At 66.1% G+C, this 23,844-nt stretch carries 25 protein-coding genes; 17 read left to right on the top strand and 8 right to left on the bottom strand.

All coding sequences use genetic code 11. The features are described from left to right. The 4 genes from NA12_RS32595 to NA12_RS32580 all read left to right on the top strand — a co-directional run. The coding region (locus tag NA12_RS32595; protein ID WP_157106430.1) for an AAA family ATPase at positions 1 to 307 on the top strand (307 nt) is incomplete at its 5' end. A 33-nt stretch (positions 308 to 340) separates the two neighbouring features. Further along, complete coding sequence (locus tag NA12_RS32590) at positions 341 to 1,177, top strand: glutamate ABC transporter substrate-binding protein (RefSeq protein ID WP_067460595.1); 837 nt, start codon at positions 341 to 343, stop codon at positions 1,175 to 1,177. A 23-nt stretch (positions 1,178 to 1,200) separates the two neighbouring features. Further along, a complete protein-coding gene (locus tag NA12_RS32585) occupies positions 1,201 to 1,872 on the top strand; it encodes an amino acid ABC transporter permease (protein WP_067460592.1) in 672 nt (223 codons plus the stop codon). Beyond that, the gene (locus tag NA12_RS32580; RefSeq protein WP_067460589.1) at positions 1,869 to 2,732 is read left to right on the top strand and encodes an amino acid ABC transporter permease; all 864 of its coding nucleotides are present in this window, start codon (positions 1,869 to 1,871) and stop codon (positions 2,730 to 2,732) included. Before NA12_RS32585 ends, NA12_RS32580 begins: the two co-directional genes overlap by 4 nt. Positions 2,733 to 2,834: 102 nt before the next feature. On the opposite strand, the gene NA12_RS32575 is transcribed toward NA12_RS32580, so the two are convergent. The 4 genes from NA12_RS32575 to NA12_RS32560 are packed head-to-tail and all read right to left on the bottom strand — an operon-like array spanning position 2,835 to position 5,227. Then, positions 2,835 to 3,131, bottom strand: a complete 297-nt coding sequence (locus NA12_RS32575) for a cytochrome C oxidase subunit IV family protein (RefSeq protein ID WP_067460586.1) — start codon at positions 3,129 to 3,131, stop codon at positions 2,835 to 2,837. A 4-nt stretch (positions 3,132 to 3,135) separates the two neighbouring features. Next, positions 3,136 to 3,738 carry a cytochrome c oxidase subunit 3 gene (locus tag NA12_RS32570; RefSeq protein ID WP_067460583.1) on the bottom strand — a complete coding sequence of 201 codons (603 nt, stop codon included), beginning with the start codon at positions 3,736 to 3,738 and terminating at the stop codon, positions 3,136 to 3,138. Then, a complete protein-coding gene (locus NA12_RS32565) occupies positions 3,735 to 4,487 on the bottom strand; it encodes a hypothetical protein (protein WP_067460581.1) in 753 nt (250 codons plus the stop codon). The genes NA12_RS32570 and NA12_RS32565 overlap by 4 nt, the downstream gene beginning before the upstream one ends. After that, positions 4,484 to 5,227: a hypothetical protein gene (locus NA12_RS32560; protein WP_067460578.1), complete on the bottom strand. Its 744-nt coding sequence runs from the start codon at positions 5,225 to 5,227 to the stop codon at positions 4,484 to 4,486. The genes NA12_RS32565 and NA12_RS32560 overlap by 4 nt, the downstream gene beginning before the upstream one ends. Positions 5,228 to 5,313: 86 nt before the next feature. Here NA12_RS32560 and NA12_RS32555 point away from each other — a divergent pair, with 86 nt between their 5' ends. The 4 genes from NA12_RS32555 to NA12_RS32540 all read left to right on the top strand — a co-directional run bounded on the left by NA12_RS32555 (position 5,314) and on the right by NA12_RS32540 (position 9,203). Further along, complete coding sequence (locus NA12_RS32555; RefSeq protein WP_067460575.1) at positions 5,314 to 5,982, top strand: TetR/AcrR family transcriptional regulator; 669 nt, start codon at positions 5,314 to 5,316, stop codon at positions 5,980 to 5,982. Positions 5,983 to 6,095: 113 nt separating this feature from the next. Further along, positions 6,096 to 8,042: a potassium transporter Kup gene (locus tag NA12_RS32550; RefSeq protein WP_067460572.1), complete on the top strand. Its 1,947-nt coding sequence runs from the start codon at positions 6,096 to 6,098 to the stop codon at positions 8,040 to 8,042. 115 nt (positions 8,043 to 8,157) lie between these two features. After that, positions 8,158 to 8,487, top strand: coding sequence for an ArsR/SmtB family transcription factor (locus NA12_RS32545; RefSeq protein ID WP_067460598.1), 330 nt, complete (start codon positions 8,158 to 8,160; stop codon positions 8,485 to 8,487). Beyond that, positions 8,484 to 9,203 (top strand): cation efflux transmembrane domain-containing protein, encoded by a 720-nt coding sequence (locus NA12_RS32540; RefSeq protein ID WP_067460601.1) that lies wholly within the window; start codon positions 8,484 to 8,486, stop codon positions 9,201 to 9,203. Before NA12_RS32545 ends, NA12_RS32540 begins: the two co-directional genes overlap by 4 nt. Positions 9,204 to 9,349: 146 nt before the next feature. Here NA12_RS32540 and NA12_RS32535 read toward each other — a convergent pair whose 3' ends face one another. Both NA12_RS32535 and NA12_RS32530 read right to left on the bottom strand, forming a co-directional pair. Then, positions 9,350 to 9,793 (bottom strand): hypothetical protein, encoded by a 444-nt coding sequence (locus NA12_RS32535; protein WP_067460569.1) that lies wholly within the window; start codon positions 9,791 to 9,793, stop codon positions 9,350 to 9,352. Positions 9,794 to 9,985: 192 nt separating this feature from the next. Then, complete coding sequence (locus tag NA12_RS32530) at positions 9,986 to 10,621, bottom strand: TetR/AcrR family transcriptional regulator (protein WP_067460567.1); 636 nt, start codon at positions 10,619 to 10,621, stop codon at positions 9,986 to 9,988. Positions 10,622 to 10,836: 215 nt separating this feature from the next. Here NA12_RS32530 and xylA point away from each other — a divergent pair, with 215 nt between their 5' ends. From xylA to NA12_RS32480, 9 genes are all read left to right on the top strand, one after another. Beyond that, on the top strand, positions 10,837 to 12,003 hold the full coding sequence (xylA, locus tag NA12_RS32525; protein WP_174551155.1) for a xylose isomerase: 1,167 nt from the start codon (positions 10,837 to 10,839) through the stop codon (positions 12,001 to 12,003). Between the two features lie 17 nt (positions 12,004 to 12,020). Then, positions 12,021 to 14,183, top strand: a complete 2,163-nt coding sequence (locus tag NA12_RS32520; RefSeq protein WP_067460563.1) for a glycoside hydrolase family 3 protein — start codon at positions 12,021 to 12,023, stop codon at positions 14,181 to 14,183. Between the two features lie 44 nt (positions 14,184 to 14,227). Continuing rightward, on the top strand, positions 14,228 to 15,685 hold the full coding sequence (gene xylB / locus NA12_RS32515; RefSeq protein WP_067460561.1) for a xylulokinase: 1,458 nt from the start codon (positions 14,228 to 14,230) through the stop codon (positions 15,683 to 15,685). Beyond that, entirely contained in the window at positions 15,682 to 16,923 is a 1,242-nt protein-coding gene (locus tag NA12_RS32510) for an ROK family transcriptional regulator (protein WP_067460559.1), read from the top strand. Before xylB ends, NA12_RS32510 begins: the two co-directional genes overlap by 4 nt. A gap of 169 nt (positions 16,924 to 17,092) precedes the next feature. Beyond that, positions 17,093 to 18,568, top strand: a complete 1,476-nt coding sequence (locus tag NA12_RS32505) for an MFS transporter (protein ID WP_165914900.1) — start codon at positions 17,093 to 17,095, stop codon at positions 18,566 to 18,568. After that, positions 18,569 to 19,381: an SDR family NAD(P)-dependent oxidoreductase gene (locus tag NA12_RS32500; RefSeq protein WP_067460553.1), complete on the top strand. Its 813-nt coding sequence runs from the start codon at positions 18,569 to 18,571 to the stop codon at positions 19,379 to 19,381. A gap of 142 nt (positions 19,382 to 19,523) precedes the next feature. Next, the gene (locus tag NA12_RS32495; RefSeq protein WP_067460550.1) at positions 19,524 to 19,853 is read left to right on the top strand and encodes a rhodanese-like domain-containing protein; all 330 of its coding nucleotides are present in this window, start codon (positions 19,524 to 19,526) and stop codon (positions 19,851 to 19,853) included. A gap of 378 nt (positions 19,854 to 20,231) precedes the next feature. After that, positions 20,232 to 21,023: a SigB/SigF/SigG family RNA polymerase sigma factor gene (locus NA12_RS32485; protein WP_067460544.1), complete on the top strand. Its 792-nt coding sequence runs from the start codon at positions 20,232 to 20,234 to the stop codon at positions 21,021 to 21,023. Positions 21,024 to 21,349: 326 nt separating this feature from the next. After that, complete coding sequence (locus NA12_RS32480) at positions 21,350 to 21,994, top strand: nuclease-related domain-containing protein (protein WP_067460541.1); 645 nt, start codon at positions 21,350 to 21,352, stop codon at positions 21,992 to 21,994. A gap of 73 nt (positions 21,995 to 22,067) precedes the next feature. Here NA12_RS32480 and NA12_RS32475 read toward each other — a convergent pair whose 3' ends face one another. Continuing rightward, positions 22,068 to 22,553, bottom strand: coding sequence for a DUF1877 family protein (locus NA12_RS32475; protein WP_067460538.1), 486 nt, complete (start codon positions 22,551 to 22,553; stop codon positions 22,068 to 22,070). A gap of 87 nt (positions 22,554 to 22,640) precedes the next feature. After that, a complete protein-coding gene (locus NA12_RS32470) occupies positions 22,641 to 23,411 on the bottom strand; it encodes an SDR family oxidoreductase (protein ID WP_067460535.1) in 771 nt (256 codons plus the stop codon). Between the last annotated feature and the right edge of the window lie 433 nt (positions 23,412 to 23,844).

Genomic DNA, 23,844 nt, shown 5'->3' with positions numbered 1-23,844 from the left:
GCAACAACGCGTCGCGATCGCCCGCTCGCTGGCGATGGACCCCAAGGTGATGTTGTTCGACGAGCCGACCTCCGCGCTCGACCCCGAGATGGTCAACGAGGTCCTCGACGTGATGGTCTCCCTCGCCAAAGACGGCATGACCATGCTCGTGGTCACCCACGAGATGGGCTTCGCCCGCCGAGCAGGCGATCGCGTGCTGTTCATGGCCGACGGTGAGATCGTCGAGGACTCCGCACCCGAAACATTCTTCACCGCACCGAAATCCGAACGCGCGAGGGACTTCCTCGCCAAGATTCTCACCCACTGAAATACCCCCGTCCCGAAGAGTTGAGGAAACCCCATGAGAATCAATCGTGCGATGCGCGTCGGAATCGGCGCAGCGGCACTGGTATTGGCAGCCACCGTCACCGCGGCCTGCGGCGGCGGTGACAACAAGTCGGCCCTGGAAAATGCCAAGGACGGCAAACTCACCATCGGCATCAAATTCGACCAACCCGGCCTCGGCCTGCGCAACACCGACGGCACTTACACCGGCTTCGATGTCGACGTCGCGAAGTACGTCGCCGACAAGCTCGGGGTGAAGCCGGAGAACCTCACCTTCAAGGAATCGCCGTCGGCGCAGCGCGAGACGCTGATCGAGAACGGCCAGGTCGACCTCGTGGTGGCCACCTACTCGATCAACGACAAGCGCAAGGACAAGGTCGACTTCGCCGGCCCGTACTACCTGGCCGGTCAGGACCTGCTGGTCAAGGCCGACAACACCACGATCACCGGACCCGACTCCCTCACGGGCAAGAAGGTCTGCTCGGTGAAGGGCTCCACCCCGGCCCAGAACATCGAGAAGAACTACCCCCAGGCACAGCTGCAGACCTACGACACCTACTCGCTGTGCATCGAGGCGATGCGCAGCGGCGCGATCGACGCGGTCACCACCGACAACGTCATCCTCGCCGGCTACGCCGCCCAGTCACCGGGCACGTTCAAGCTGGTGAACAAGCCCTTCACCACCGAGAAGTACGGCATCGGCCTGAAGAAGGGCGATTCGGAGCTGCGGACCAAGGTCAACGACGCCATCCAGGCGATGATCGACGACGGTTCGTGGAAGGCCGCACAGGAGAAGAACTTCGCCGGCACCGGCTTCGCCGTGCCCGCCCCGCCGACCATCGACCGCTACTAGTACCGACCGGAGGATGCGCGTCCGTGTTCGACCTGATCTCGAGGTATCACTCCGAATTCCTCACCGCGTTCGGAGTAACCATCCAACTCACCGTCTTCTCCGCGATCGGCGCTCTCGTCATCGGGACCGTCGTCGCCGGCATGTGCGTATCCCCGATTCCGGTAGCGCGCTGGGTCGGCACGGCGTACGTCGCCGTCTTCCGCAACACCCCACTCACCCTGATCATCGTGTTCACCTCACTGGGCCTCTACACCACGCTCGGCTGGAAACTGGCCGGTGATTCGTTGCGCGAGAACAATTTTCGCTGGGCGATCGTCGGCCTGAGTGTCTACACCGCGGCGTTCGTCTGCGAATCACTGCGCGCGGGCATCAACACCGTCGCCCTCGGCCAGTCCGAGGCGGGTCGTTCGCTCGGCTTCGGGTTCGCGCAGAACCTGCGATTGATCGTGCTCCCGCAGGCCTTCCGCGCGGTTATCGCCCCGCTCGGCAGTGTGCTGATCGCGCTCACCAAGAACTCGACAGTCGCCTCCGTTATCGGCGTAGGCGAGGCGGCGTTGCTGATGAGTTCGATGAACGAGAACGAGGCAGCCGTCCTGGCCGTCGGCGCGATCTTCGGCCTCGGCTTCCTTGTGCTGACCCTGCCGACCGGCCTGTTGTTCGGCTGGCTGGCCAACCGATTCGAGGTGGTTCGATGAGCACCGCATCGGTCCTGTTCGACGCACCGGGCCCCCGCACGCGGCTGCGCCACCGGGTGTACTCGGTCGCCGTTGTGCTCGTCCTGCTCGCCGCCGGCTGGTCGCTCTACTCGGCGTTCGCCGAGAAGGGCCAGTTCACGGCGGCGAAATGGCGGCCTTTCCTCGACTCCGATGTCTGGCAGACCTACCTGCTACCCGGTTTGCAGGGCACGCTGACGGCGGCGGCGATCTCGATTGTCGGATCGGTGGTCTTCGGCATGATCTTCGGCGTGCTCCGCCTGTCGGATCACCGCTCGGTGCGCGCGGTAGCGGGCACTGTCGTCGAGCTGGCCCGGGCGGTTCCCGTCTTGATTCTGATGATCTTCCTGTTCGCGGTGTTCGGCGACTACAACCTGTTCCCGTCCGAACAGCTCGCCCTGGCCGCCGTGGTGATCGCGCTGATCATCTACAACTCAGCGGTCATCGCCGAGATCGTGCGCGCTGGAATCAAGTCACTGCCCAGGGGACAGACCGAGGCGGCGGCGGCACTCGGGTTGCGCAAGAACCAGCTGATGCGGCTGATCCTGCTCCCCCAGGCCGTCACCGTGATGCTGCCCGCGCTCGTGTCGCAGATGGTGGTCGTGCTCAAGGACACCGCGCTCGGCTACCAGATCACCTACGTGGAACTCGTGCGCTCCGGTCAGCAGGAAGGCGCCGCGCTACAGAACACGATCTCGGCCCTGATCGTTGTCGCGGTACTCATGATCTCGCTCAACATGGCTCTGAGCTTCCTGGCGACCAGTCTGGAGAAACGCTTGCGCGCACGCGGTAAGAACACCAAGGCGGTGCTCGCGCCCGATTCGATCGTCACCGAGAAATAGCCACCACCGACGCGGGGCCCGTTCCCATCAGAGCGGGCTTCGCGTTCACTTGTCTTCGATTTCGGCCACAACGTATCGGTCCGACGCGAAGACCGGACCGGACTACGTCCAGAGATAGATTCCCAGCAGGCTCGCCCACAGCACGATCAGCCAGACATCGGTCGCCACGCGCAGCCATGGCGGCGCGGTGCGGACCTCCATGAAGTAACGGATGATCAAGCGGCACTTGATCGCCGCGATGACAACGATCGTGCAGACCAGCTCGTCGCCGAGGGAGGTCGTCACCTGTGTGTGGCCTGGTACCAGCTGCCAGGACACGATCGTGCTCGCGGCCAACACGAGCCAGACGTAGACGAACACACGCTTATTGCGAGACGGCGATCGGTCAACGGTGATCATGAATTCACCTCATCAAATACAGGATCGCGAAGATCACGATCCACAGCAGATCGATCATGTGCCAGTACAGCGCGCCCTGTTCGGACAGACTCACCGCACCCGCGCGGCCCCGCCGCAGGTGACCGACCACGATGCCCAGGATCAGCAACCCGAGTGCCAGGTGGGCCGCATGCACCCCGGTCAGCACGTAGTAGAAGCTGAAGAACTCCTCGGCCACGGTGTGACCGTTGTCGAGGAGATGGTGCCATTCATAGGCTTTCAGCGCGATGAACAGCACACCGCAGACCCCGGTCGAGGAGACCAGTCGCAACGCACCGGCAGCCGAGCCGTGGCGAACCTCGTTCACCGCCAGCGCGATGAACATCGAACTGGTCAGCAGGACAACGGTATTCGTGACACCGATGCCCATGCTGAGGTGCTGCTGCCCGGCCGCGAACTCCTCGGCCGATCGAGCCCGGAACACCATATAGGTCACGAAGTAGCAACCGAAGAAGAACAGGTCGCCCAGCACCATCACCCACATGTGGATGTCGCCGGGCAATCGTGGCGCGGTGGCGGTGCCCGGCGAGTCGGCCGCAGCGGGTTGTTCGCGTTCGGAGACGGTCATCGCGACACCACTTCGCTGTAAAGGGCTGGGGTGGTGCTGGTTTCAGCTCGCAGGGAGTTGCGCATGATCGGCAGCAGACACGCGATCCAGAGGCCGAAGACGACCACCGCGATGTAGAAGGTGATCATGCCGTTCCACGAGAACGCGCCCGACCGGTAGACCCACATCTGCGTGGCGATGACCTCGGTGACGATCTGCCAGATCGAGATGTAGGCGAACCACTTCGGGAAGATCTGGTTGCGGTCGTAGAAGATCGCGATGGCCAACACCGCGTAGGCGGCAGTGAAGCAACCCAGCGAACCGTTGTAGGACAGCATGCCCAGGTCGTAGAGCATGTACTGGACCTCCGGGCTGCGATCAGGCCGAAAGGTGGCAGTCAGCCAGCAGACCAGCAGCAGGTGGAATCCGGGCAGCGCGCCCACGCCCATGGCGGCGATGAAGCCGTAGGCCAGCACGGGGCCCGAGGACATCCGCTTCATGAAGTAACCGATGATGCCGTTGGATACCGCCGCGCCACCGGCGACAACCAGCAGGACTCCGAATCCGAACTGGATCCCCCACTGATGCTGCTCGAACCAAGCTGCCGCCTGAGTCGCTGTCACATCGGGTCGCGGCGGGGGTGTCGCCCGGCCGAGGAACACAACCCCGATCGAGAGCACCGCGTAGAAGATCGCGAAAGCCCAGTAGGTGATCCACACGTCACGACTGCCGCCGACCTCGGTGTCCTGCGAGAGCACCGCCGAACTCATGACGGCACCGCTTCGATCCGGGCCTGTTCGCGCAGCGCCGCGCGCACCACGAAGAACATCACACCGACGAACAGCGCGAAGACGCTGTTGCGCAACCAGAACGAGACGAACCCATCCCACGCGAGTGGCCCGTCCCGAAAGACCGCCGCTCCGGCCGACGGCGCCATGGCCACCGCGGTCGCCAACGCGTACGGCGCCACCCAGCGCGGAAACACCGGCCGTTCGCGATCATCGAACCAGACCGCCGCCGCCAGCAGGACGAACTGGGCGACCAGCATGCCGATCGGCGCGATGAACAGGATCCAGGCCAGGTCGTTGAGCACCTGCACCAGTTCGGGCTCGCGTTCGGGCCGGAACGCCGCGACGGCGAAGAGGATGTTCGACACCGCGAACAACGTCGCCCCGGCCACGACCCCGGATAGATAGGAGAACGCGAAGATCCGGCTCTGTCCGCGCATGCGGGTCATCTGGGCCATGATCAGCACGAAGAACGGCACGATCATGATCCCGCACAGATTGAACCCCACCATGCTGAACCGGGTCAGCGCGGTGTTGTCACGGTAGAAGGCCGCTACCTGCTCGGGGCTCATGTTCGGCGACATCGGTGGGAGGAAGCCCGGAAACGCCACGAACAGCACGGCCAGCACCAGAGCGACCACGGGGGTGGACCACAGGATCGTCTGCTGTGCACGCAGATTCGAGCTGATCTCCCCCTCGTCGTTCTCGATCGAGCGTTGCATGTCGACTTCCCTTCCCTCGGCGACTTCCCGAGGATCGCAACTTTTCTGACGGTAGTCAATAATTGGTTCCGCTAGAATGTCCAGCTATGACAGTTGATTCCAGCGAAGAGAAAGTTGACAAGCGTCAGAATCGGCGAGCTGTTCCGGTGCGGGCTCGTTCCCACGCCAGCCGCGAGGCCATCATGCGGGCGGCCATGGCGCTGTGGCGCACCAAGGGATTCGCGGACACCACCGTCACCGACATCTGCAAGGCCGCAGGGGTGTCCAAAGCCCTCTTCTACGTGTACTTCGCACGCCGGGAAGACGTGCTGCTCGAAGTCGAGATCCTGACCATGCGGGACGCGCACGCAGCTGCCGAGAAGGTCGTCTCCAAGCCCTATGAGCTGCTCGATGTGATCACCCTCGTCATCGACGCCCTCGAGCAACGGGCCCGGCACTTTCCGCCGGAACTCATCTTCGAGACGGTGCTGGAAACGTATCGTCTCGAACAGCGCACGCTCGCCGGCGGCGGCACCGACGCGGACATCGCCTATCTGTTCCTGGATCCCTTCCGGCAAGCACAGCGGGACGGGAAGCTCGCGGCGCATGTCGATGTCGTCCGGGTGGCGCGACTGGCCCAGATGCTGGTCGCCGATGGCGTTCGATGCTGGGCAGCCACCGGGTTCGGCAACGAACCGCTGGCCCCGAAACTCGCCGCCGAGGTCGACACCATCATCAGCGCGTTTCAGCAGCCGGACGCACATCGCCGACTGTGAGGTCGATCCGCAAAGATCTCGAATACATCACTTGTCGGACGATCCGATTTCGGTCACGGGCGATATCGTCACGGCAGCGCCGCCTGTCGGGTGCTCGTCAGAAAGGACAGCCTGTGACCGACACACCCACTCACGCCCCTTCGACTCCGACCGAGCGTGGGACAGGTCGCGAGGTCGTGCGCCTTGCCGCGATCGTCGCGGCACTGGGCGTGGTATTCGGCGACATCGGCACCAGCCCGATCTATACCCTGCAAACGGTGTTCAACCCCGCCGATCCGCACCCGGTGCCGGTGAACCAGGACAACGTGTTCGGGATCGTCTCACTGATCTTCTGGTCGGTGACGGTGATCGTGACGATCACCTATGTGACGCTGGCGATGCGCGCCGACAACGACGGCGAGGGCGGCATCATGGCGCTCATCACGCTGCTGCGGCGCTGGAGTGCGCCGGGCGGCAAGCGGACCGCGGCTTTCCTTGCCGCGCTGGGGATCTTCGGTGCTTCGTTGTTCTTCGGCGACTCGATGATCACCCCGGCGATCTCGGTCCTGTCGGCTGTCGAGGGATTGAAGATCGTCGAACCGTCGTTCGAGGAATTCATCATCCCGATCACCGCGGTGATCATCGTGATCCTTTTCCTGGTGCAGCGCAAGGGAACCGCGGTGGTCGGACGGGTATTCGGGCCGGTGATGATCGCGTGGTTCACCGCGATCGGGGTGGCCGGGATCGCGGGCATCAGCGACAATCCGGAAATCCTGAAGGCGATCTCACCGACCTACGCGTTGGGATTTCTGTTCGGCCACTTCGGGATCGCGTTCTTCGCGCTCGCCGCGGTGGTCCTGGCGGTGACCGGCGCCGAAGCCCTCTACGCTGACATGGGTCACTTCGGGCGACGCCCGATCGCCCGGGGCTGGCTGTTTCTGGTGTTCCCGGCATGCATGCTCAGCTATATGGGTCAGGGTGCGCTGATCCTGTCCGACCCGGCCAACATCACCAGCCCGTTCTTCCTGCTCGTGCCCGGCTGGGGTCGGCTCCCGATGGTGCTGCTGGCCACCGCGGCGACGGTCATCGCCGCTCAGGCCGTGATCACCGGCGCGTTCTCCGTCGCGTCCCAAGCCGCTCAACTCGGCTACCTGCCGCGACTGCGGATCGTGCACACCTCCGATTCCACCATCGGCCAGATCTACGTCCCGTGGATCAACTGGCTGCTCATGGTCTCGGTGCTGACCTTGGTCTTCGCGTTCCGCAGCTCGCACGCCCTCGCCTACGCGTTCGGGATGGCGGTCACCGGCACCATCACCATCACCACACTGCTGTTCTTCTATGTCGCCCGCGCCCGCTGGGGTACCCCGATCTGGCTGCTCGCGCTCGGCGCGGTGCCGCTGCTCGGTATCGATCTGTTGTTCCTCGGGGCGAACCTCACCAAGATCGTGCACGGCGCGTGGCTACCGCTGCTCATCGGCGTCATCGCGTTCACGGTCATGACCACCTGGGGACGCGGCCGCGACATCGTCACCGCGGCACGCGAACGACGTGAGGGTTCGCTGCAGGAATTCGTCGACGAACTTCGCGCGGGGCGACCGAGCACCTTCACGGTTTCCGGCACGGCCATCTTCCTCAATCGGGGCAAGCAGACCACCCCGCTGGCCATGCGCGCCAATGTCGAGAACAACCACGTCCGACACGAGCACGTCGCGATCGTGAGCATCGCCACCGACCCGGTTCCCCGTGTCCCGTTCGCGGAGCGGCTCACCGTCGACCACCTCGGGCACGGCGACGACGGCATCATCCATGTCACCGCCCGCTACGGTTACGCCGAACGCCCCGATATCCCCGCGGCGTTGCGGTATCTCGATGCCTCGGCGACCGAGGGCAGGCTGGATCTCGACCGCGCCTCCTATTTCGTCTCCAAGATCGAACTCCGCCGCGGTGACCAGCCGACCATGGCGACGTGGCGCAAACGACTGTTCATCGCCACCTCCTACATCACCGCCGACGCCGCCGACTACTTCGCACTGCCCCGTGACAGGACGGTCATCATGGGCTCCCACATCGAGGTCTGAACTCTGATCGACGGCCCGCGAATTCGCTTGTCCTCGAACGGTCCGGTGACCATCTCGATCCAACGCTCGACAATCCAATATTCACTGAATACAGATTTTGATGTACCGTTTGCCCATGGAGACCGCCCTGCATACCGACGCGCTTGCGCGTTTCGGGCACGCCCTGTCCGACACCACCCGCACCGGCATCCTGCTCGAACTACGCGACGGACCGGCCTATCCGGCGAACCTGGCCGACAAACTCGCCGTCTCTCGCCAGATCCTGTCCAACCACCTGGCGTGCCTACGCGGCTGCGGACTGGTGGTAGCGGTACCGGAGGGACGGCGTTCCCGCTACGAACTGGCCGATGCCCGCATCGGCGCCGCACTGGGCGACCTACTCGGACTGGTGCTCGCGGTCGACCCGGCTTGCTGCCCGGTCGCCGACGCCGAGGGGTGCTGCTGATGGCCACCCTGGGCATGCCATCGATGATGGCGAGCGGCCCAGAAGCGGCCCGAAAAGCGTTACTGTCCCAGCGAATACGCTGGTTCGTCGCCGCTACCATCACCTACAACGTGATCGAGGCGATCATCGCGTTGGCCGAGGGCGCACGGGTGTCCTCGACCGCGCTGATCGGATTCGGCCTGGATTCGGTGATCGAGGTGTCCTCGGCCGCGGCGGTGGCCTGGCAGTTCGCCGGTCGCGATCCGGAGAAACGGGAGAAGGTCGCACTGCGGGTCATCGCACTGTCCTTCTTCGCCCTCGCCGCCTATGTCAGCGCCGACTCGATCCGGACCCTGCTCGGCAACGGAGAAGCCCAGCACTCGACGATCGGGATCGCCCTCGCCGCCGCGAGCCTGGTGATCATGCCGGTCCTGTCGTTCGCTCAGCGCCGCGCCGGGCGTGAACTCGGATCCGCTTCGGCGGTGGCCGATTCCAAGCAGACGCTGCTGTGCACGTACCTCTCCGCAGTGCTGCTGGTCGGACTGCTGCTCAACAGCCTGTTCGGCTGGTCCTGGGCCGACCCGATCGCTGCCCTGGTGATCGCGGTCATCGCGGTGAAGGAAGGACTCAACGCCTGGAAGGGCGACACCTGCTGCCCTACACCGCCGATCGGCCGCATTACGACCGCGAGTGCCGCTGACTGCGACAACGACTGCTGCGTCATCGACAAGGACTGAGCACGCAACGATATTCGGGTTGTTGCGCCATATTGTGTTCGGCCAGCTCATAGACCATCTTGCTACCGACGCACCGCCTACGATCACGAGCGGCGCCGCCGGAATTTCCGGAGGCGCCGCTCGGGCACTTCGCACCGCGTCAGGGATCAGGCTTCGCGCATCGCCGTGACGATCGCGACGACCGCCGCGGACAACGCCGCGATCACCACCCCGCCGAGGACAACCGCGGCGGCGGCGACCGTGAACTGATCCCAGCCCACCATCAGCGCGGCCACGCCGAGGACCACGAGTACCGCGTCGACGCCGACTGCGGCCAGGACGGTGTCGTCGCGGACCAGTAGCCGAGGAGTCAGCGCGACGGTGGCCAGGCCGAGCAGGATGGACACCGAGCCGACAACAACGAAGACGGGGACTGCGATTCCGGTGCCGACATCGGCCCCCAGGATCAGCGTGGCGAACAGGACGAGGCCGTACAGGACGCGGATCGCGCCCACTCCGCGCAGCGTCCACGAGGACGCATCGACGGGGGCGCCCCCGGTGGAGGTCTTGGTCGCGTACGCCATGCGCGCAGTTGCTACCTGGCTGGTCATATCCCGCTCCTTCGACATTTTCACACCTACGTGCAATTGCACGCAGTTGTGAAACTACGTCCATTGCACACCAATGTGCAAGAACTCGTGAAGGGACTCACAGCCACCCGGGTTCGTGCCGGAGAGCACACCCTGGAACCATTCGGGGACAGCCCGTTTCGACGCGCGATCGCCCGACGAGCACACCCGCGATCAGGGCCGCGCGGCCTCGGCGGCGGACTGGGCGATCTCGGCGGCACCGGGTCGGTCGACGCCGACCGCGATCAGGCAGGCCACGGCAGCGTCGCGCGCCGCCTCGGCAGCGACCCATTCACCATCGCTGTGCGCGTTCAGCAGCGCGAGCACCAGCACCGTGAGCACCCTGGCCATCGCCGCGGGTGGAAGGTGAACAGCGAAGGTTCCGTCGGCCTGACCGGCCGCTATCAACGTGATCAGCCGGGCGCGGACGGGCGCGAGCCGGTCGGTCATCCGGGCCCGCGAACCGGCTTCGTCCAGGCGTAGCAGCAGCTGGAACTCGTTGCCGACAGCCCACAGTGCGACCGTCATATCAGCGGTCGCCCGGGCGGGCGGTTGCGTCGTGTCGATACCGTCGAGCGCGCGACCGACCTGTTCGAAGGCCTCGTCGAGCATGCCGTCGATCAGCGCTTCCCTGGTGGGGAAATGACCATAGAGGGTGCGGCGGACCATCCCGGCGGCGGCGGCGATATCTTCCATGCTCGCAAAGGGATTTCGCAGCAACTCGACCCCGGCGACGGCGACGATGCGTCGCCGGTTGGCCAGTGCGCGCGGCCCGAGGCCGACGGTGGTCGAGTGCGTCGTCGCGGTCACGTCCGTCCTTTCAGCTCTCACCATCCCACACCTGCGCAAAGGTGCGCAAAGGCCGCCCGCGGCTCACCGGCCCGGCTTCAGCTCGGCGGACTGCCGGCCGCAGCCAAGGTGGTCGCCGCGTTCCCGCCGCACAGTGCCTCTTGCCATTTCGGCTCACTCGATCCTATATTTGTTTCTCGCCTTTACAAATTATCCCGACAGTCCGGAGCGAACCTGTGAGTCGATTGACGCCAACCCCCGCCGACAAGTTCAGCTTCGGCCTCTGGACGGTCGGATGGCAGGGGCGCGACCCGTTCGGAGATGCCACGCGTCCGCCGCTCGATCCGGTCGAAGTCGTGGGGCGGCTTGCCGAACTCGGCGCCTACGGGGTGACTTTCCACGATGATGACCTGATCCCGTTCGGGGCTTCGGAGGCAGAGCGAGCAGCGATGATCAGTCGCTTCCGGGCGGCGTTGGATGCCCATTCCCTCGAGGTGCCGATGGCAACGACGAATCTGTTCACGCATCCGGTGTTCAAGGACGGTGCTTTCACCGCCAACGACCGGGATGTGCGCCGATACGCGCTGCGCAAGACCATCCGCAACATCGATCTGGCGGTGGAACTCGGCGCGTCGGTGTATGTGGCCTGGGGTGGCCGCGAAGGCGCGGAGTCCGGTGCCGCCAAGGATGTTCGCGTGGCATTGGATCGCCTCGCGGAGGCTTTCGACCTGCTCGGACAGTACGTGACCGAGCAGCGGTATCCGATCCGCTTCGCGATCGAACCGAAACCGAACGAGCCGCGCGGGGACATCCTGCTGCCGACGATCGGGCACGCGCTCGCCTTCATCGGCGAGCTGGAGTATCCCGAACTGGTCGGGGTGAACCCCGAGGTCGGTCACGAACAGATGGCCGGGCTCAACTTCGCGCACGGTATCGCCCAGGCGCTGTGGCACGACAAACTGTTCCACATCGATCTCAACGGTCAGAACGGACCGCGATTCGACCAGGACCTGCGCTTCGGCGGCGGGGACCTGCGCCAGGCGTTCTGGCTCGTGGACGTACTCGAACACGGCGGCTATCAGGGGCCGCGCCACTTCGACTTCAAGCCCGCGCGCACCGAGAACGCGGCGGGCGTGTGGGAGGCGGCAGCGGCCTGCATGCGCAACTACCTGATCCTCGCCGAGCGTGCTCGCGCGTTCCGCGCCGACGAGCAGGTGCGACAAGCGCTGCGTGACTCCCGGCTCGACGAGCTCGCGAAACCGACCGCGGCTGACGGCTTGGCCGCATTGCTCGCGGATCGTTCGAGTTTCGAGGATTTCGATGTCGAGGCCGCGGGTGAGCGGGGCATGGCCTTCGAACGGCTCGACCAATTGGCCCTCGAGCATCTGCTCGGCACCCGCTGACGGCGCAGGAGAAACCGATGACAGACGCCGTGTACGAACCCGGCACCGCCTTCGCCGACGCCGTCGACACAGTGGCCGCCGGAGAACTCGGCGCGCGCGAGGCCGCCGCCGCCCTACTCGCCCGCCTGTCCGAGGCCGAGAAGTTGTTCCTGCTCGACGGGGATCTGTCGATGTCGCGGGGATTTCTTTCGGCGGCCAAGGGATACAACAGGATTCCGTACGAGGCCGGGCGGATCGATCGGCTCGGCATTCCCGGCATTCGGTTCAGTGACGGCCCCCGCGGGGTCGTGATGGGGTCCTCGACCGCGTTCCCGGCCGCCATCTCCCGAGCCGCGTCCTGGGATGTGGATCTGGAAGGCAGGATCGGCGCGGCGATCGGCGCCGAGGCACGCGCCCAGGGCGCCAACCTCTTCGCCGGCGTCTGCGTCAACCTCGCGCCCGCGCCGGGATGGGGACGATCCCAGGAATCCTACGGCGAGGACCCGATCCTGTTGGGCGCCATGGGCGCGGCGCTGGTTCGAGGGGCACGGCCGTGGGTGCTGACCTGCGTCAAGCATTTCGCGCTCAACTCCATGGAAGAGGCTCGCTTCCAGGTCGACGTCCGGGTCGCCGACGATGTCATGAGAGAGGTCTACCTCCCCCACTTCCGCACCGTGATCGAGGCGGGCGCGGACGCGGTGATGAGCGCCTACAACTCGGTCAACGGCGAGTGGGCCGGCCAGAACCGGCATCTGCTCACCGAAATCCTGCGCGAGGACTGGGGTTTCACCGGTTTCGTGATGACCGACTTCGTCTGGGGGCTACGAGATCCGATCGGATCGGTAGCCGCCGGACAGGATCTCGAGATGCCGTTCCGTCAACAGCGGGCCGCCGCGCTGCCGCGAGCGCTGCGACAGGGCCGACTCCGGACGGCCGATGTCGAGCAGGCCGGTATCCGATTGATCACGGCACAGGTCGCGCTCGCACTACGGGCCGAACCGACACCCGACCTCGCTGTGGTCGCCGGTGCCGAGCATCGCGCCCTCGCGCGAGAGGCCGCACGCCGCGGATCGGTCCTGCTCCGCAACGAACACGTCGCGGGTGCGCCCGCGCTGCCGTTGAGCGGTGATGCGGTGGACCGGGTCGCGGTACTCGGCAGACGCGCCGCGACAACCAATCTCGGTGACAACGGTTCGTCCAAGGTTCATCCCCCCGTGACGACCAGCGTCCTCGAGGGGATGCGAGCGCGGCTGGGCGACCGGGTCGTGCATGCCGGTGAACACACCGCGGCGGTCGCGGCGGCGCAGTCGGCGAGCGCCGCCGTCGTGGTCGTCGGTCTCGGCGCCGAGGACGAGGGTGAGGCGCTGGTGGCCATGGACGCCGACGCCGTCCGGTTGTTCGGCGGTATCACCCGCTGGCGACCGGTGGCCGGGGTACTCAGCAAGCTGGCGAGCAGGCTGCTCGGGCGCGCGAAAATGGGCGGTGACCGCCGTGATCTGCGACTGCATCCGGACGATATCCGGCTCATCGAGGACGTGCGGGCGGTCAACGACCGCACGATCGTCGTGGTCGTCGGCGGCGGCACTGTCGTCCTCGACCCCTGGGACAGCGACGTCGCGGCGGTACTCCTCGCGTGGTATCCGGGCATGGAAGGCGGTCACGCCATCGCCGACATACTGCTCGGTGACAGCGAACCGGGCGGCAGGTTGCCCGTCGTCATTCCACGTCGGCAGGCAGATCTTCCCGCCCCGGATTGGGCGGCACGCGTCATCGAATACGGTCGGTGGTGGGGTCAGCGCACACTCGATCGCGACGGGATCGAGCCGGCCTACCCGCTCGGTTTCGGTCTCGGCTATACGACATTCGCGTTCGATGACCTCGAGATCGGACCGGTGCACGGCGATCGTTTCGGCGCCCGCGTCACCGTGGCCAATACCGGTGACCGACCGGGCCGTCATGTCGTCCAGATCTACGCGGTCCGCGCCACCGACTCACTCGCGGTCCGGGAACTGGTCGGATTCCGAACCGTTCAGCTGGACCCCGGCCGGATCCTCACGCTCGAGATCGATTGCACGACAAGACCATTACAGCGATGGAACGGAACCGCCATGGTGATGCCGACAGCGGAGTTCGCCATCGAGGCCGCGGCGTACTGCGGCGATCCCCATGCCTCGACGGCAACCTTGTCGCTCGCCAGATGAGCGGACCGTGTGAACCACCCGATCGGTCAGGAGCGAACGACGACATGGCACATCCCCGCATCGTGATCGGCGTCGACAGTTCGACGCAGGCAACCAAGGCATTGGCCGTCGATATCGACACCGGACGGATTCTCGGCGCAGGCCGAGCCGCGCACACCGTCAACACCGGCGCCGCCCGCGAATCGGACCCGGACCGCTGGTGGGACGCCTACTGCGAGGCGGTCGCGGCCACCGGTTACGCCGACCGTGCCCACGCGGTGGCCGTCGCGGCTCAACAGCACGGGCTGGTCACCCTGGACTCCGCGGGCAACCCGGTGCGTCCGGCAGTGCTCTGGAACGATGTCCGTTCCGCACCACAGGCCCGGGCGATGATCGACAGGTTCGGTGCCGAACGGCTGGCCGCTCGGATCGGTTCGGTACCGACCGCGTCGTTCACGGCCACCAAGTGGGCCTGGCTGCGGGCCGCCGAACCCCGCAACGCCGATCGCACGGTGGCCGTGCGACTGCCCCACGACTATCTGACCGAGCGGCTCACCGGCGCGGCGGTCACCGACCGCGGCGACGCGTCGGGCACCGGCTGGTGGAACGCCGACGGCTACGACCACGAGATACTCGACCACATCGCACTAGACCCGGCCGCACTGCCGACCGTCCTATCGCCCGGTTCTCCCGCCGGTGTCACCAGATCCGGCGGTCCCACACGTGCGGGAATCCCGGTCGCGGCCGGAACCGGAGACAATATGGCCGCGGCGCTCGGACTCGGGCTCGAACCCGGCGTACCCGTCCTGAGCCTGGGCACTTCGGGCACCGCCTACACCGTGGCCCGAACCCGCCCGAACGACCCGACCGGCGTCATCGCCGGATTCGCCGATGCCACCGACAGCTGGTTGCCGCTGGCCTGCACACTCAACTGCACCCGCGCTGTCGACCACGTCGCCGGGCTCCTCGGCCGCGGCCGCGAGGATGTCGAATTCGGCGGTTCGGTCACCGTGCTGCCGTACTTCGACGGGGAACGCACCCCGAACCTTCCGACCGCCACGGGCTCGATCCACGGGCTGCGCCACGACACCACCGCGGGCCAACTGCTCCAAGCCACCTACGACGGCGCGGTCTTCTCCCTATTGACCGCACTCGACCGGGTACTGGCCTGCGACGGCGACACCATAACTCCGAGCACGCCACTGCTGGTGATCGGCGGCGGCGCGCAAGGTATCGCGTGGCAGAACACGGTGCGGCGCCTGTCCGGACGGCCGCTGTTACTGCCCGCCACCGCGGAACTGGTCGCCCTGGGCGCGGCCGCCCAGGCAGCGAGCCTGCTGACCGGCGAACGCGCGGACGCCGTCGCCCGCCGGTGGCGGACCCGCCACGGCACGACCCTCGACCCGATACCCCGTGACACGGCCACCGTCGAGCGGCTGGCCGCGACCCTGCGCGCGTCCGGGGCCCTGCCGGCCCCCGACCGATACCAGGTGCGCGACGCCACCGGGAAAATGTCGGAATGAGCGACACAACACCCGTACCGGCCTCGCAGCTCGGGATGCGACGGCAGAACCTGGCACTGGTCCTGCGCCTGGTCGCCACGCACACGCCGATCTCGCGTGCCACCGTCGCCGCACGGAGCGGGCTGACCAGGGCCGCGGTCTCGAGCCTCGTCGACGAACTGATCACGACCGGTCTCGTGCGAGAAGGCCCGGCCACCACCAGCGGCCGGGCCGGACGCCCCGGCCGGATACTGGCCATGAACGACCGTGGACCGGCCGGACTCGGCATCGAAGTCGGTGTCGGCCACCTCGCCGTCTGCGTGGTCGACCTGCGCGGGGATATTCGTGTTTCGCGCCGGGTCGAGGTCGCCAACGCGCGGCGCGAGCCCACCTCTACCCTCACCGCGCTCGCGCGACTGACCGACGAGGCCTGTGCTGAGGCCGCCACCCTCGATCTGCGGCCGCTCCCACCCGTCCTGGCGGTACCCGGACTTCTCGCCGACCGATCGGGAACGGTGGTCCACGCTCCCAACCTCGGCTGGCACAACGTGCCGACAACACAGTTGTGGCCCGGAACCGCGCCGGCCAAGGTGGACAACGAAGCCAATCTCGGCGCCATGGCCGAACTCTGGACCGGACACGCCGCAACAGACTTCCTGCACGTCTCGGCCGAGATGGGTATCGGTGCGGCACTGGTCGTCGACGGACACCTGCACACCGGATCCCGCGGTTACGCGGGCGAACTCGGCCACGTTCCCATCCACCCCGAAGGACCACCGTGCACCTGCGGTGCCCACGGCTGCCTCGAGCAGTACGCCAGCCAGGACGCCGTCCTGCGCGCGGCCGAATTGACCGAACGAGCGCTCGATGCCGATCCGATCACCCTTCTCACCGAACGCGCCGCCGCGGGCGACACCGTGACCTTGCAGGCGATCCGGCGCGCCGGTGACGCCCTCGGCATCGCACTGGTCACCGCGATCAGCCTCGTCGACCCCGCGGCGGTCGTCCTCGGCGGTGCCTACGCCGAATTGGCACCGTGGCTGCTGCCCCACATCCGCAACCAGATACGGTCCCGGCTCACCGTGCGGCCCTTCGACACCGAGGCCATCACGGCGTCCGCACTGGGACGTGGCGGTCCTGTACTCGGCGCGGCCCTGACCGGAATACAACGAATTCTCGCCGCCCCCGGCACTTTCGACGCCGAACAGCCACCAGGTAGGCAGTCCACATTCTGCGGCTCGGAACCGCCGGTCGAGTAGTTGTCGACGATCCGGAAGGTGTTCTGGCAGTCCTTCGATCTCGGTGAACAGGAGCCCCCTCAACACCACTGCCCGGGCACGCCTTTTGCGCGCAAGGGGATCTCAAGGGGTGTGCTCGCGAGCCCACCGACACAGAATCCTCCTATGAATCGTGGTGCGCGGTAGCCGGGTGAGTAGCGATGTGGCAGTACCCGCGACGACCCGTGACGCGCTCCCGGCGAAGTCCGCCACGCGGGCGACGCTGTGGTGCTGCTACGGCGCCGGATTCGCGACACTGTTCGACGCCGCGGTCGTCGCTTTCACCGCGCCCGCGGTGCGATCCGCGCTGCATCTCGCCGACGACGACATCCAGTGGTTCCTCGCCGCTCTGTCGCTGACTTTCGGCCTCGGGCTGGCTCCGGCAGGCCGGCTCGGCGACGCTTACGGCCGACGCGTCCTGTTCGTCTCGGGACTGACCGTGTTCCTGATCGGCGCGGTGGCCGCGGCCCTGGCACACGACGCATCGCTGCTGATCGGCGGTCGCCTGATCCAAGGTTTCGGTGCGGGCATCCTCAGCGCACAGGTACTCGGTGTCATCCAGGACACGTTCCAGGGTCCCGAACGGCTTCGGGCGCTGGTCGGATACACCATCGCCGGTGCCTTCGCCGCCGTCGCGGGTCCGATGATCGCAGGTATCGCGTTGTGGCTGCTGCCCGCCGATTTCGCCTGGCGGGTGATCCTGCTGCTACAGACACCTTTCACGCTCGGTGCCATCGTTCTCGGCCTCTGGGGCATACCTCGAACGCCACGGCTGCACCGCAGGATCGACCTGGATCTGCCCGGGATCGCTTTCCTCGGCGCACTCGTGGTCTTGGTGACGATCCCCGCCATCGACCCCGGCCTGCCCGGGCGGACGCTCATGGCCATCGGCGCCCTCTGCGCGCTGCTCGTCGTTGCGCTCGTCCGCTGGGAACGCGGCTATGCCCGCCGTGGGAAGACGCCGCTGTTCGCGCCCGCGCTGATCGGCTCGCGAGGGTACGTGACGGGAAATATAGTGGCGCTCTTGTGGTTCGGTTCCGTGCTCGCCTTCGGCACAGTGACGACCGTGTACTTCCTACAGGTGTACTCGATCCCGGCGCTTGCGGTCGCTGCGGCGCTGATCCCGGCCGCCGTAGCCCGGATGGTGGCCGCGCGGTGGAGCGAGAGGTTGTTCGCGCGGAGCGGACCGGCGCTGGTCACCCACGGACTGGTCGTCCAGACGGCAGTGCTGGCGGGCAGCGGTGTGGCCGCGCTGTGCTGGAACGGCTGGGCTCTGTTCGCGATCCTGTCGGTACTCCAGTTCGCCGCGGGCGTCTCGTCCGGCGTGGTCGAGCCGCCATTGCGAACAGTGACACTGTCGTTCGCGCCGCGTTCACTGCACGGTGTGGCCGCCTCGTTCCTGCAACTGACGCAACGACTTTCGGCGACCATTTTCATCGCCCTGAGCACCGGTATCCTGCTCGCCGTAGGGGGCACGACGTCAACCGCGGCACTGCTATGGGCGACCGCACCGTGTGCGGCGGCCTCGCTGCTGGCGACGACGGCGTCGCGGGGGCACGCCTTCCGCACCAGTCGGCACACCGACAATCCGACGACATCACCGGCTGCGGTCAGCCAGGAGGCCTGAATGAGCACCATCGTCATCACCGGCGGCACCGACGGCATCGGCCGCTACCTCGCCGAGGAATATCTCGGCCGCGGCGACCGGGTCGTAGTGATCGGCCGGGATCCGGACAAGGGCCGCGCCTTCGAGGAGAAAGCCGGCGAACTCGGCACATTCCTGCAGGCCGATCTGGACTCGGTGGCCGCCAACCGGGCCGCGATCGAACAAATCCGCGCGACCCATCCGGTCATCGACACACTCGTGTTCTGCGCCCGCTTCTACCGTTCGTTTCGCACCCGCACCGTCGACGGGCTCGAGGCGACCTTCGCCCACTTCTATCTGAGCCGCTACCTGTTCGGTCACGGGCTCCGCGGCGCGCTCGAGCGAGCACCCCACCCCGCGATCGTGAATGTCGCCGGGCCGGGAGCATCACTGGCGGCAGCCGACTTCGACGACCTGCAATCAACTCGGCACTACAGCGGCGGCGCCGCACTGGGCCAGGGAGGCAAGCTCAACGACCTGCTCGGCGTCGCGTTCGCCGAGCAGTATCCGCAGGGACGCACACGCTACATCCTGGTACATCCCGGCGTCACCGCCACCGCGCAGACCGGCGCCTATGATCCGATCACCGCCGCCATGGTGGAGAACATGCGCCGCAACGCCAAACCGATTGCGGCAGCAGCGGATCCGATCGTCGAACTGATCGACACCCCGCCCGCCGAGCCGCTCAGCGCCTTCATCGAGGGCAGGCGTATCAGCGTCGCGGACCGGGGATTCGACGCGGCCGCCGCTCGCGAACTCGACGCCTACACGCGGGACCTGCTCGCATCACTCTGACATGACCGATCTCGCAGGGCGAGTGCCTTCACCCCGTTCGCCAACCTTCAGTTACACTGAAGGTTATGGATCCTCTGCCGTTGTGTCACCTGCGCAGTACGCCGGGAGCCCTCCGTCTCGTACGAGGAGCGGAGCGCCGCGCGTGAGCTTGCGTCATTACCTACGCCGACCCCCAGCCATCAGCGCCACCGAGGCGGTGCGCCTTGTCGCGCAGGGCGCGGTCATCGTGGACGTCCGCCGTGAGTTCGAGTGGAATCGAGTGCACATCCCGGGTGCTGTGCACATGCCGCTCGAAATGCTTCTCGCGCGCTGCATGGAACTTCCCGAGGACCGTCTGCTCATTACCTTCTGCACCGGCGGCCTTCGCTCCGCGGGCGCGGCGAACCTCTTGGTCGAGAACGGCTTCGAAGCGGTCAATATGAGCCGCGGCCTGATCGACTGGCGCGCCGCCGGTGGACCGCTCACTCCGTGAGGAGCACATTCGCCACGGCCCCACTGAACCGGCTCTTTCCCCCGCAGCGGGTGTTTCAATCCCGAAGTCCGGAAATATCACCAAACCAACATCATTGACTAGTTCCGGTTTATTCGCGTCCGCGACGGTCAACCCTGCGCTCATGACCAACACACGTAATCGGGCACCGAGTACGTCGCGCGTGGATCTGACCAGCACCACCATCGTGTTGGCGACCTGCGTGTTCTTTGTGTCGGGTCTGACCGCCTCGCCGCACGTCGCCTCCTTCGGTGCCGTCAGCCTCGGCGTGGCGATGACGATGTTCCTCCAAAATGCTGGGCCTCAACGGCCTCTCAGTCACCTCCCGTTGAGCACTACGAACGCCAGGAGCTGATCCGCATGCCCACCACCGCCGCCACCTACGAAAACGCCGAACCCCTGTTCGTGCACCTGGCGCTGACCGACCCGCGCAGCCCCGAACACGCTGCCCTGCGCGATCAGATCATCGAGATCTGCCTGCCCCTGGCCGGGAATATCGCCCGCAAATACGCCGGCCGCGGCGAAGTGTTCGACGACCTGCTCCAGACCGCGCGCCTGGGCGTGGTCATGGCCGTCGACCGCTACGACGTGCGCACCGGATCACCGTTCCTGGGTTTCGCGGTCCCCACCGCGATGGGTGAAGTACGCAGACACTTCCGCGACCACATCTGGCCCCTGCACGTGCCGCGTCGCGAAAAGGAACTCCAGGGCAAAGTCAGGGCGACGACCGACGAGCTGACCCGTCGACTCCACCGCTCCCCCACCGCCCAAGAACTCGCGACCGAACTCGACGTTCCGGTCACCGATATCGCCCGCACCCTGGTGGCGGCCAACGCGTTCCAGACGCGCAGCCTCGACACCCCAGCCCGGGAGACCGACGGCGACCCCAGCATGACCATCGCCGATACCTTCGGCGACGAAGACCCGCGCTTCCAGATGGCCGAGGACACGATCACGGTCGCGCCCTTGTTGGCACAGTTGTCGCCGGAGGATCAGCAGCTGCTGATCTGGCGGTTCTACGACACACTCACCCAAGGTGAGATCGCCGAGCGCCTCGGCGTTTCCCAGATGAGCGTGTCTCGCAAACTCACCAGACTGCTGGGTGAGCTGCGTGCGCAGACCACCGACGACCACCTCGCGCTCACGGTCTGAACCCGTCTTCACCAGAAATGGCCACTATCAGGTCATTTCGCCCTGTTGGACGCCGTCGACCGGGAAGCCCCGAAGAGTCGAGCGACCGAGGAACCCGATTCATCACGCCGCGTGAGCACCTCGCGGTCCCTGCCCGAGGAGGACGAAGCGACCGGGCGTGCCGCGCCACCCGGGCGTCGCGTCAGGCGGACACGCGACCCGTGCAGGGTCACCGTGGCCGAAATCTCCACCAGCACAGTCGGTCTCAGTGGATACTGTTGGTGCGACAGGTCTCGCATCGCTGGGCGGGAGTGGCTCGTCGGCGGGGACCGAAGAGGGGTGCGGGCATGCTGCTTCTGGTCAACAATCAGCGCCGGGATCTGTCCAATGCCGAGCTGCGTTTCGCCAACTGGGTCCAGGCCAGCCCGCAACAGCCCGGTGTCGCGGTACTCAACGTCGAGGTCCCCGGCCGCGGCCGCCGCTTCCGTCAGGTCGACGCCCTGGTCTGGACACCGCAACGTTGTATCGCCACCGAGATCAAGGGCTTTCGCCGACGCCAGGACGGAGTGCTGGTCGTGCCACCGAACGGGCCATGGCTCATGGACGACGGCAGTGTCGCCGACATGTACGGCAACGACACCACCCATAACCCGGTCGAGCAGGCCCGCGCGGCGAGCCTGGCCACCAAGAACTGGATCACCGAGGTGACCGGCGAACAGCACATCATCCACGGGATGGCACTGGTGATGTTGCTTCCGAGACAACAGATTCCACGCCTGGACTGCGCCCACACCCCACCGATGATCGACATAGTGATCGAGGACTACGACGTGTGGCGCTACTACCTGCATTTGGACCACGCCGAACCAGCCCGCTGGGACAGCGGTCAGATCGCGCGCGTGCTGACCAGCCTCGGCCTTGGCCCGCTGTTCCAGCACAACCCCAACATCCTTGCCGACGCGCTCGGCGAGCCGATCCGTTGGAGCGCATGACCCAGGAGCTCGACGATCCAGCGTGGACGTACATGCCGATGGCTGCGCACCCCAGGGTCGTCTCCTGCTGTTCTCAGCTGTCGTACATCACGATCCCGAGCCCGGAATCCACTGCCGCGGAGTAGAAGTCGATCAGTCGTTCGAGTTCTGTGCGGATGGTCTCCGGACCTTCCTCGGGGGTGATCAGTTCGAGTTCATAGAGCTCGTGCTCGTCGACGAGGTCCGCGAAATCAGCTCGCCCGACGGCGATGCCGACAGCTGTCACATCGAGCCCGCCCAGCAGTGTGGCGAGTTCGACTACCCGCGGCGGCCATATCACCGAGAATGAGCCGTTCTCCAGGGTCGCGCACGGGGTGCTGTCGGTGCCGCCGATCACCGGCCACAGTTCGTGATGTTCGGGTCCCGGCCACGTCTGGCCGGTGAGGAAATAGTTGAGCGCACCGCCGAAGTGGGTGAGGTAGAAGTTCGGCTTGTCGAGTTCGTGGATTCCGGCCGGTGCCCGCCGGAGTGCGCGGATCTCCTCGTCACTCACCGCTTGCATCCAGGTCGACGGTGCCATCTGTGTCTCCTTCGTCTGCTTTCCTATGCGACGGCATTGTCGCTTACGAAGCAGTTCACCGCCGGGCGGCTGCGACGGTCCTGCCGGTCAGAGAGCGGTACCGCCGCTGGCGTCGATGGTTTGACCGGTGATCCACCGAGCGTCGTCACTGACGAGGTAAGACACGATGTCGGCAATATCGGCAGGGCGCCCGACGCGACCGAGCGCGACATTGGACGAGGCTTCACGCTGACCATCAGGGTTGTCGATGAGCCAGGCGTTCATATCCGTGAGTACATACCCGGGAGCGACAGCGTTGACAGTGATGCCGCGCGGGCCGAGAGCCTGGGCCAAGACACGGGTGAAGCTGTCGATAGCGCCTTTGGTCATGGTGTAGGCCAGGATGTCGGGAATCGCCAACCGGGTAACGGCCGAAGACAGATTCACGACGCGGCCGCCGTCACGAATCCGGTCGAGGACGCCCTGCACCAGAAAGAACGGGGCGCGGACGTTGGTGGCGAAGAGAGTGTCGAATTCCCCGGGCGCCATGGTGTCGACGCCCTTCATGACGGTCATGCCGGCATTGTTGACCAGGATATCCAGACCGGCCGGAGCGCCGAGTCCGGCGAACCCCGCGTCCACGTCATCGAGGAGCGTGGCGAAGTCGGTGGAGCCGAGGTCACCGCGAACCGCGAAAGCCCGGCCACCTTCGGCTTCGATCCCGGCTACGACGTCTTTGGCCGCGGCATCGTTGTGACCGAAATGTACTGCTACCAGTACACCGTCTCGCGCCAATCGTTCGGCGATCGCACGGCCGATGCCCCGGCTCGCACCGGTTACCAGTGCCGTTGTGGTTGTGGGGGTGTTGGTTTCGCTCATGCAAGCTATTCAACGCAGAGGGTTCTCCGATGTCCGGCAGGAATCGGACATGGCATTCAGATGAGGTTTCCCGCTCGTCCGGCGAGCAGATTACGTAGTTTTAGCCGGAATTCGAGCAGTTCACCCGAAAGCTTGACGCGGTCGAGTCAGCAGCCATGGTCGTCGAACATCGTTGCGAGGCAATCCAACACAGCCGCCCAGCGAGCGGATTGCCGGTGGCGTCGCCCCCTCGATGGGGAGTATCAGGTCGCGACTGCCCTGGTTGCCGAGGCAGTCAAGAGACGGGGCGTGACCCTAACGAAGATCGGTTGTTTCGAGGTGCCACTAGGCATTCGTTTGGACCGGCTGGTCGCGGAGTCGGGGTCGATACCCGAGTGACTCGTGCACGCTATGGCCGCAGTTCTCGCCGAATCGCTCCGTCCTCCACGTGCTA

Source organism: Nocardia alba NBRC 108234, assembly GCF_001612665.1.
GTDB lineage: Bacteria > Actinomycetota > Actinomycetes > Mycobacteriales > Mycobacteriaceae > Nocardia > Nocardia alba.
The sequence above is the reverse complement of the archived record's forward strand: the minus strand, read 5'-3'. Positions and strand labels throughout refer to the sequence as shown.

Bases quoted from the DNA above. Each gene is read 5' to 3' on its own strand.
- NA12_RS32590 (WP_067460595.1), top strand. From the start codon at position 341: ATGAGAATCAATCGTGCGATGCGCGTCGGAATCGGCGCAGCGGCACTG.
- NA12_RS32580 (WP_067460589.1), top strand. From the start codon at position 1,869: ATGAGCACCGCATCGGTCCTGTTCGACGCACCGGGCCCCCGCACGCGG.
- NA12_RS32575 (WP_067460586.1), bottom strand. From the start codon at position 3,131: ATGATCACCGTTGACCGATCGCCGTCTCGCAATAAGCGTGTGTTCGTC.
- NA12_RS32570 (WP_067460583.1), bottom strand. From the start codon at position 3,738: ATGACCGTCTCCGAACGCGAACAACCCGCTGCGGCCGACTCGCCGGGC.
- NA12_RS32565 (WP_067460581.1), bottom strand. From the start codon at position 4,487: ATGAGTTCGGCGGTGCTCTCGCAGGACACCGAGGTCGGCGGCAGTCGT.
- NA12_RS32560 (WP_067460578.1), bottom strand. From the start codon at position 5,227: ATGCAACGCTCGATCGAGAACGACGAGGGGGAGATCAGCTCGAATCTG.
- NA12_RS32555 (WP_067460575.1), top strand. From the start codon at position 5,314: ATGACAGTTGATTCCAGCGAAGAGAAAGTTGACAAGCGTCAGAATCGG.
- NA12_RS32545 (WP_067460598.1), top strand. From the start codon at position 8,158: ATGGAGACCGCCCTGCATACCGACGCGCTTGCGCGTTTCGGGCACGCC.
- NA12_RS32535 (WP_067460569.1), bottom strand. From the start codon at position 9,793: ATGACCAGCCAGGTAGCAACTGCGCGCATGGCGTACGCGACCAAGACC.
- NA12_RS32520 (WP_067460563.1), top strand. From the start codon at position 12,021: ATGACAGACGCCGTGTACGAACCCGGCACCGCCTTCGCCGACGCCGTC.
- xylB (WP_067460561.1), top strand. From the start codon at position 14,228: ATGGCACATCCCCGCATCGTGATCGGCGTCGACAGTTCGACGCAGGCA.
- NA12_RS32510 (WP_067460559.1), top strand. From the start codon at position 15,682: ATGAGCGACACAACACCCGTACCGGCCTCGCAGCTCGGGATGCGACGG.
- NA12_RS32500 (WP_067460553.1), top strand. From the start codon at position 18,569: ATGAGCACCATCGTCATCACCGGCGGCACCGACGGCATCGGCCGCTAC.
- NA12_RS32485 (WP_067460544.1), top strand. From the start codon at position 20,232: ATGCCCACCACCGCCGCCACCTACGAAAACGCCGAACCCCTGTTCGTG.
- NA12_RS32480 (WP_067460541.1), top strand. From the start codon at position 21,350: ATGCTGCTTCTGGTCAACAATCAGCGCCGGGATCTGTCCAATGCCGAG.
- NA12_RS32475 (WP_067460538.1), bottom strand. From the start codon at position 22,553: ATGGCACCGTCGACCTGGATGCAAGCGGTGAGTGACGAGGAGATCCGC.
- NA12_RS32470 (WP_067460535.1), bottom strand. From the start codon at position 23,411: ATGAGCGAAACCAACACCCCCACAACCACAACGGCACTGGTAACCGGT.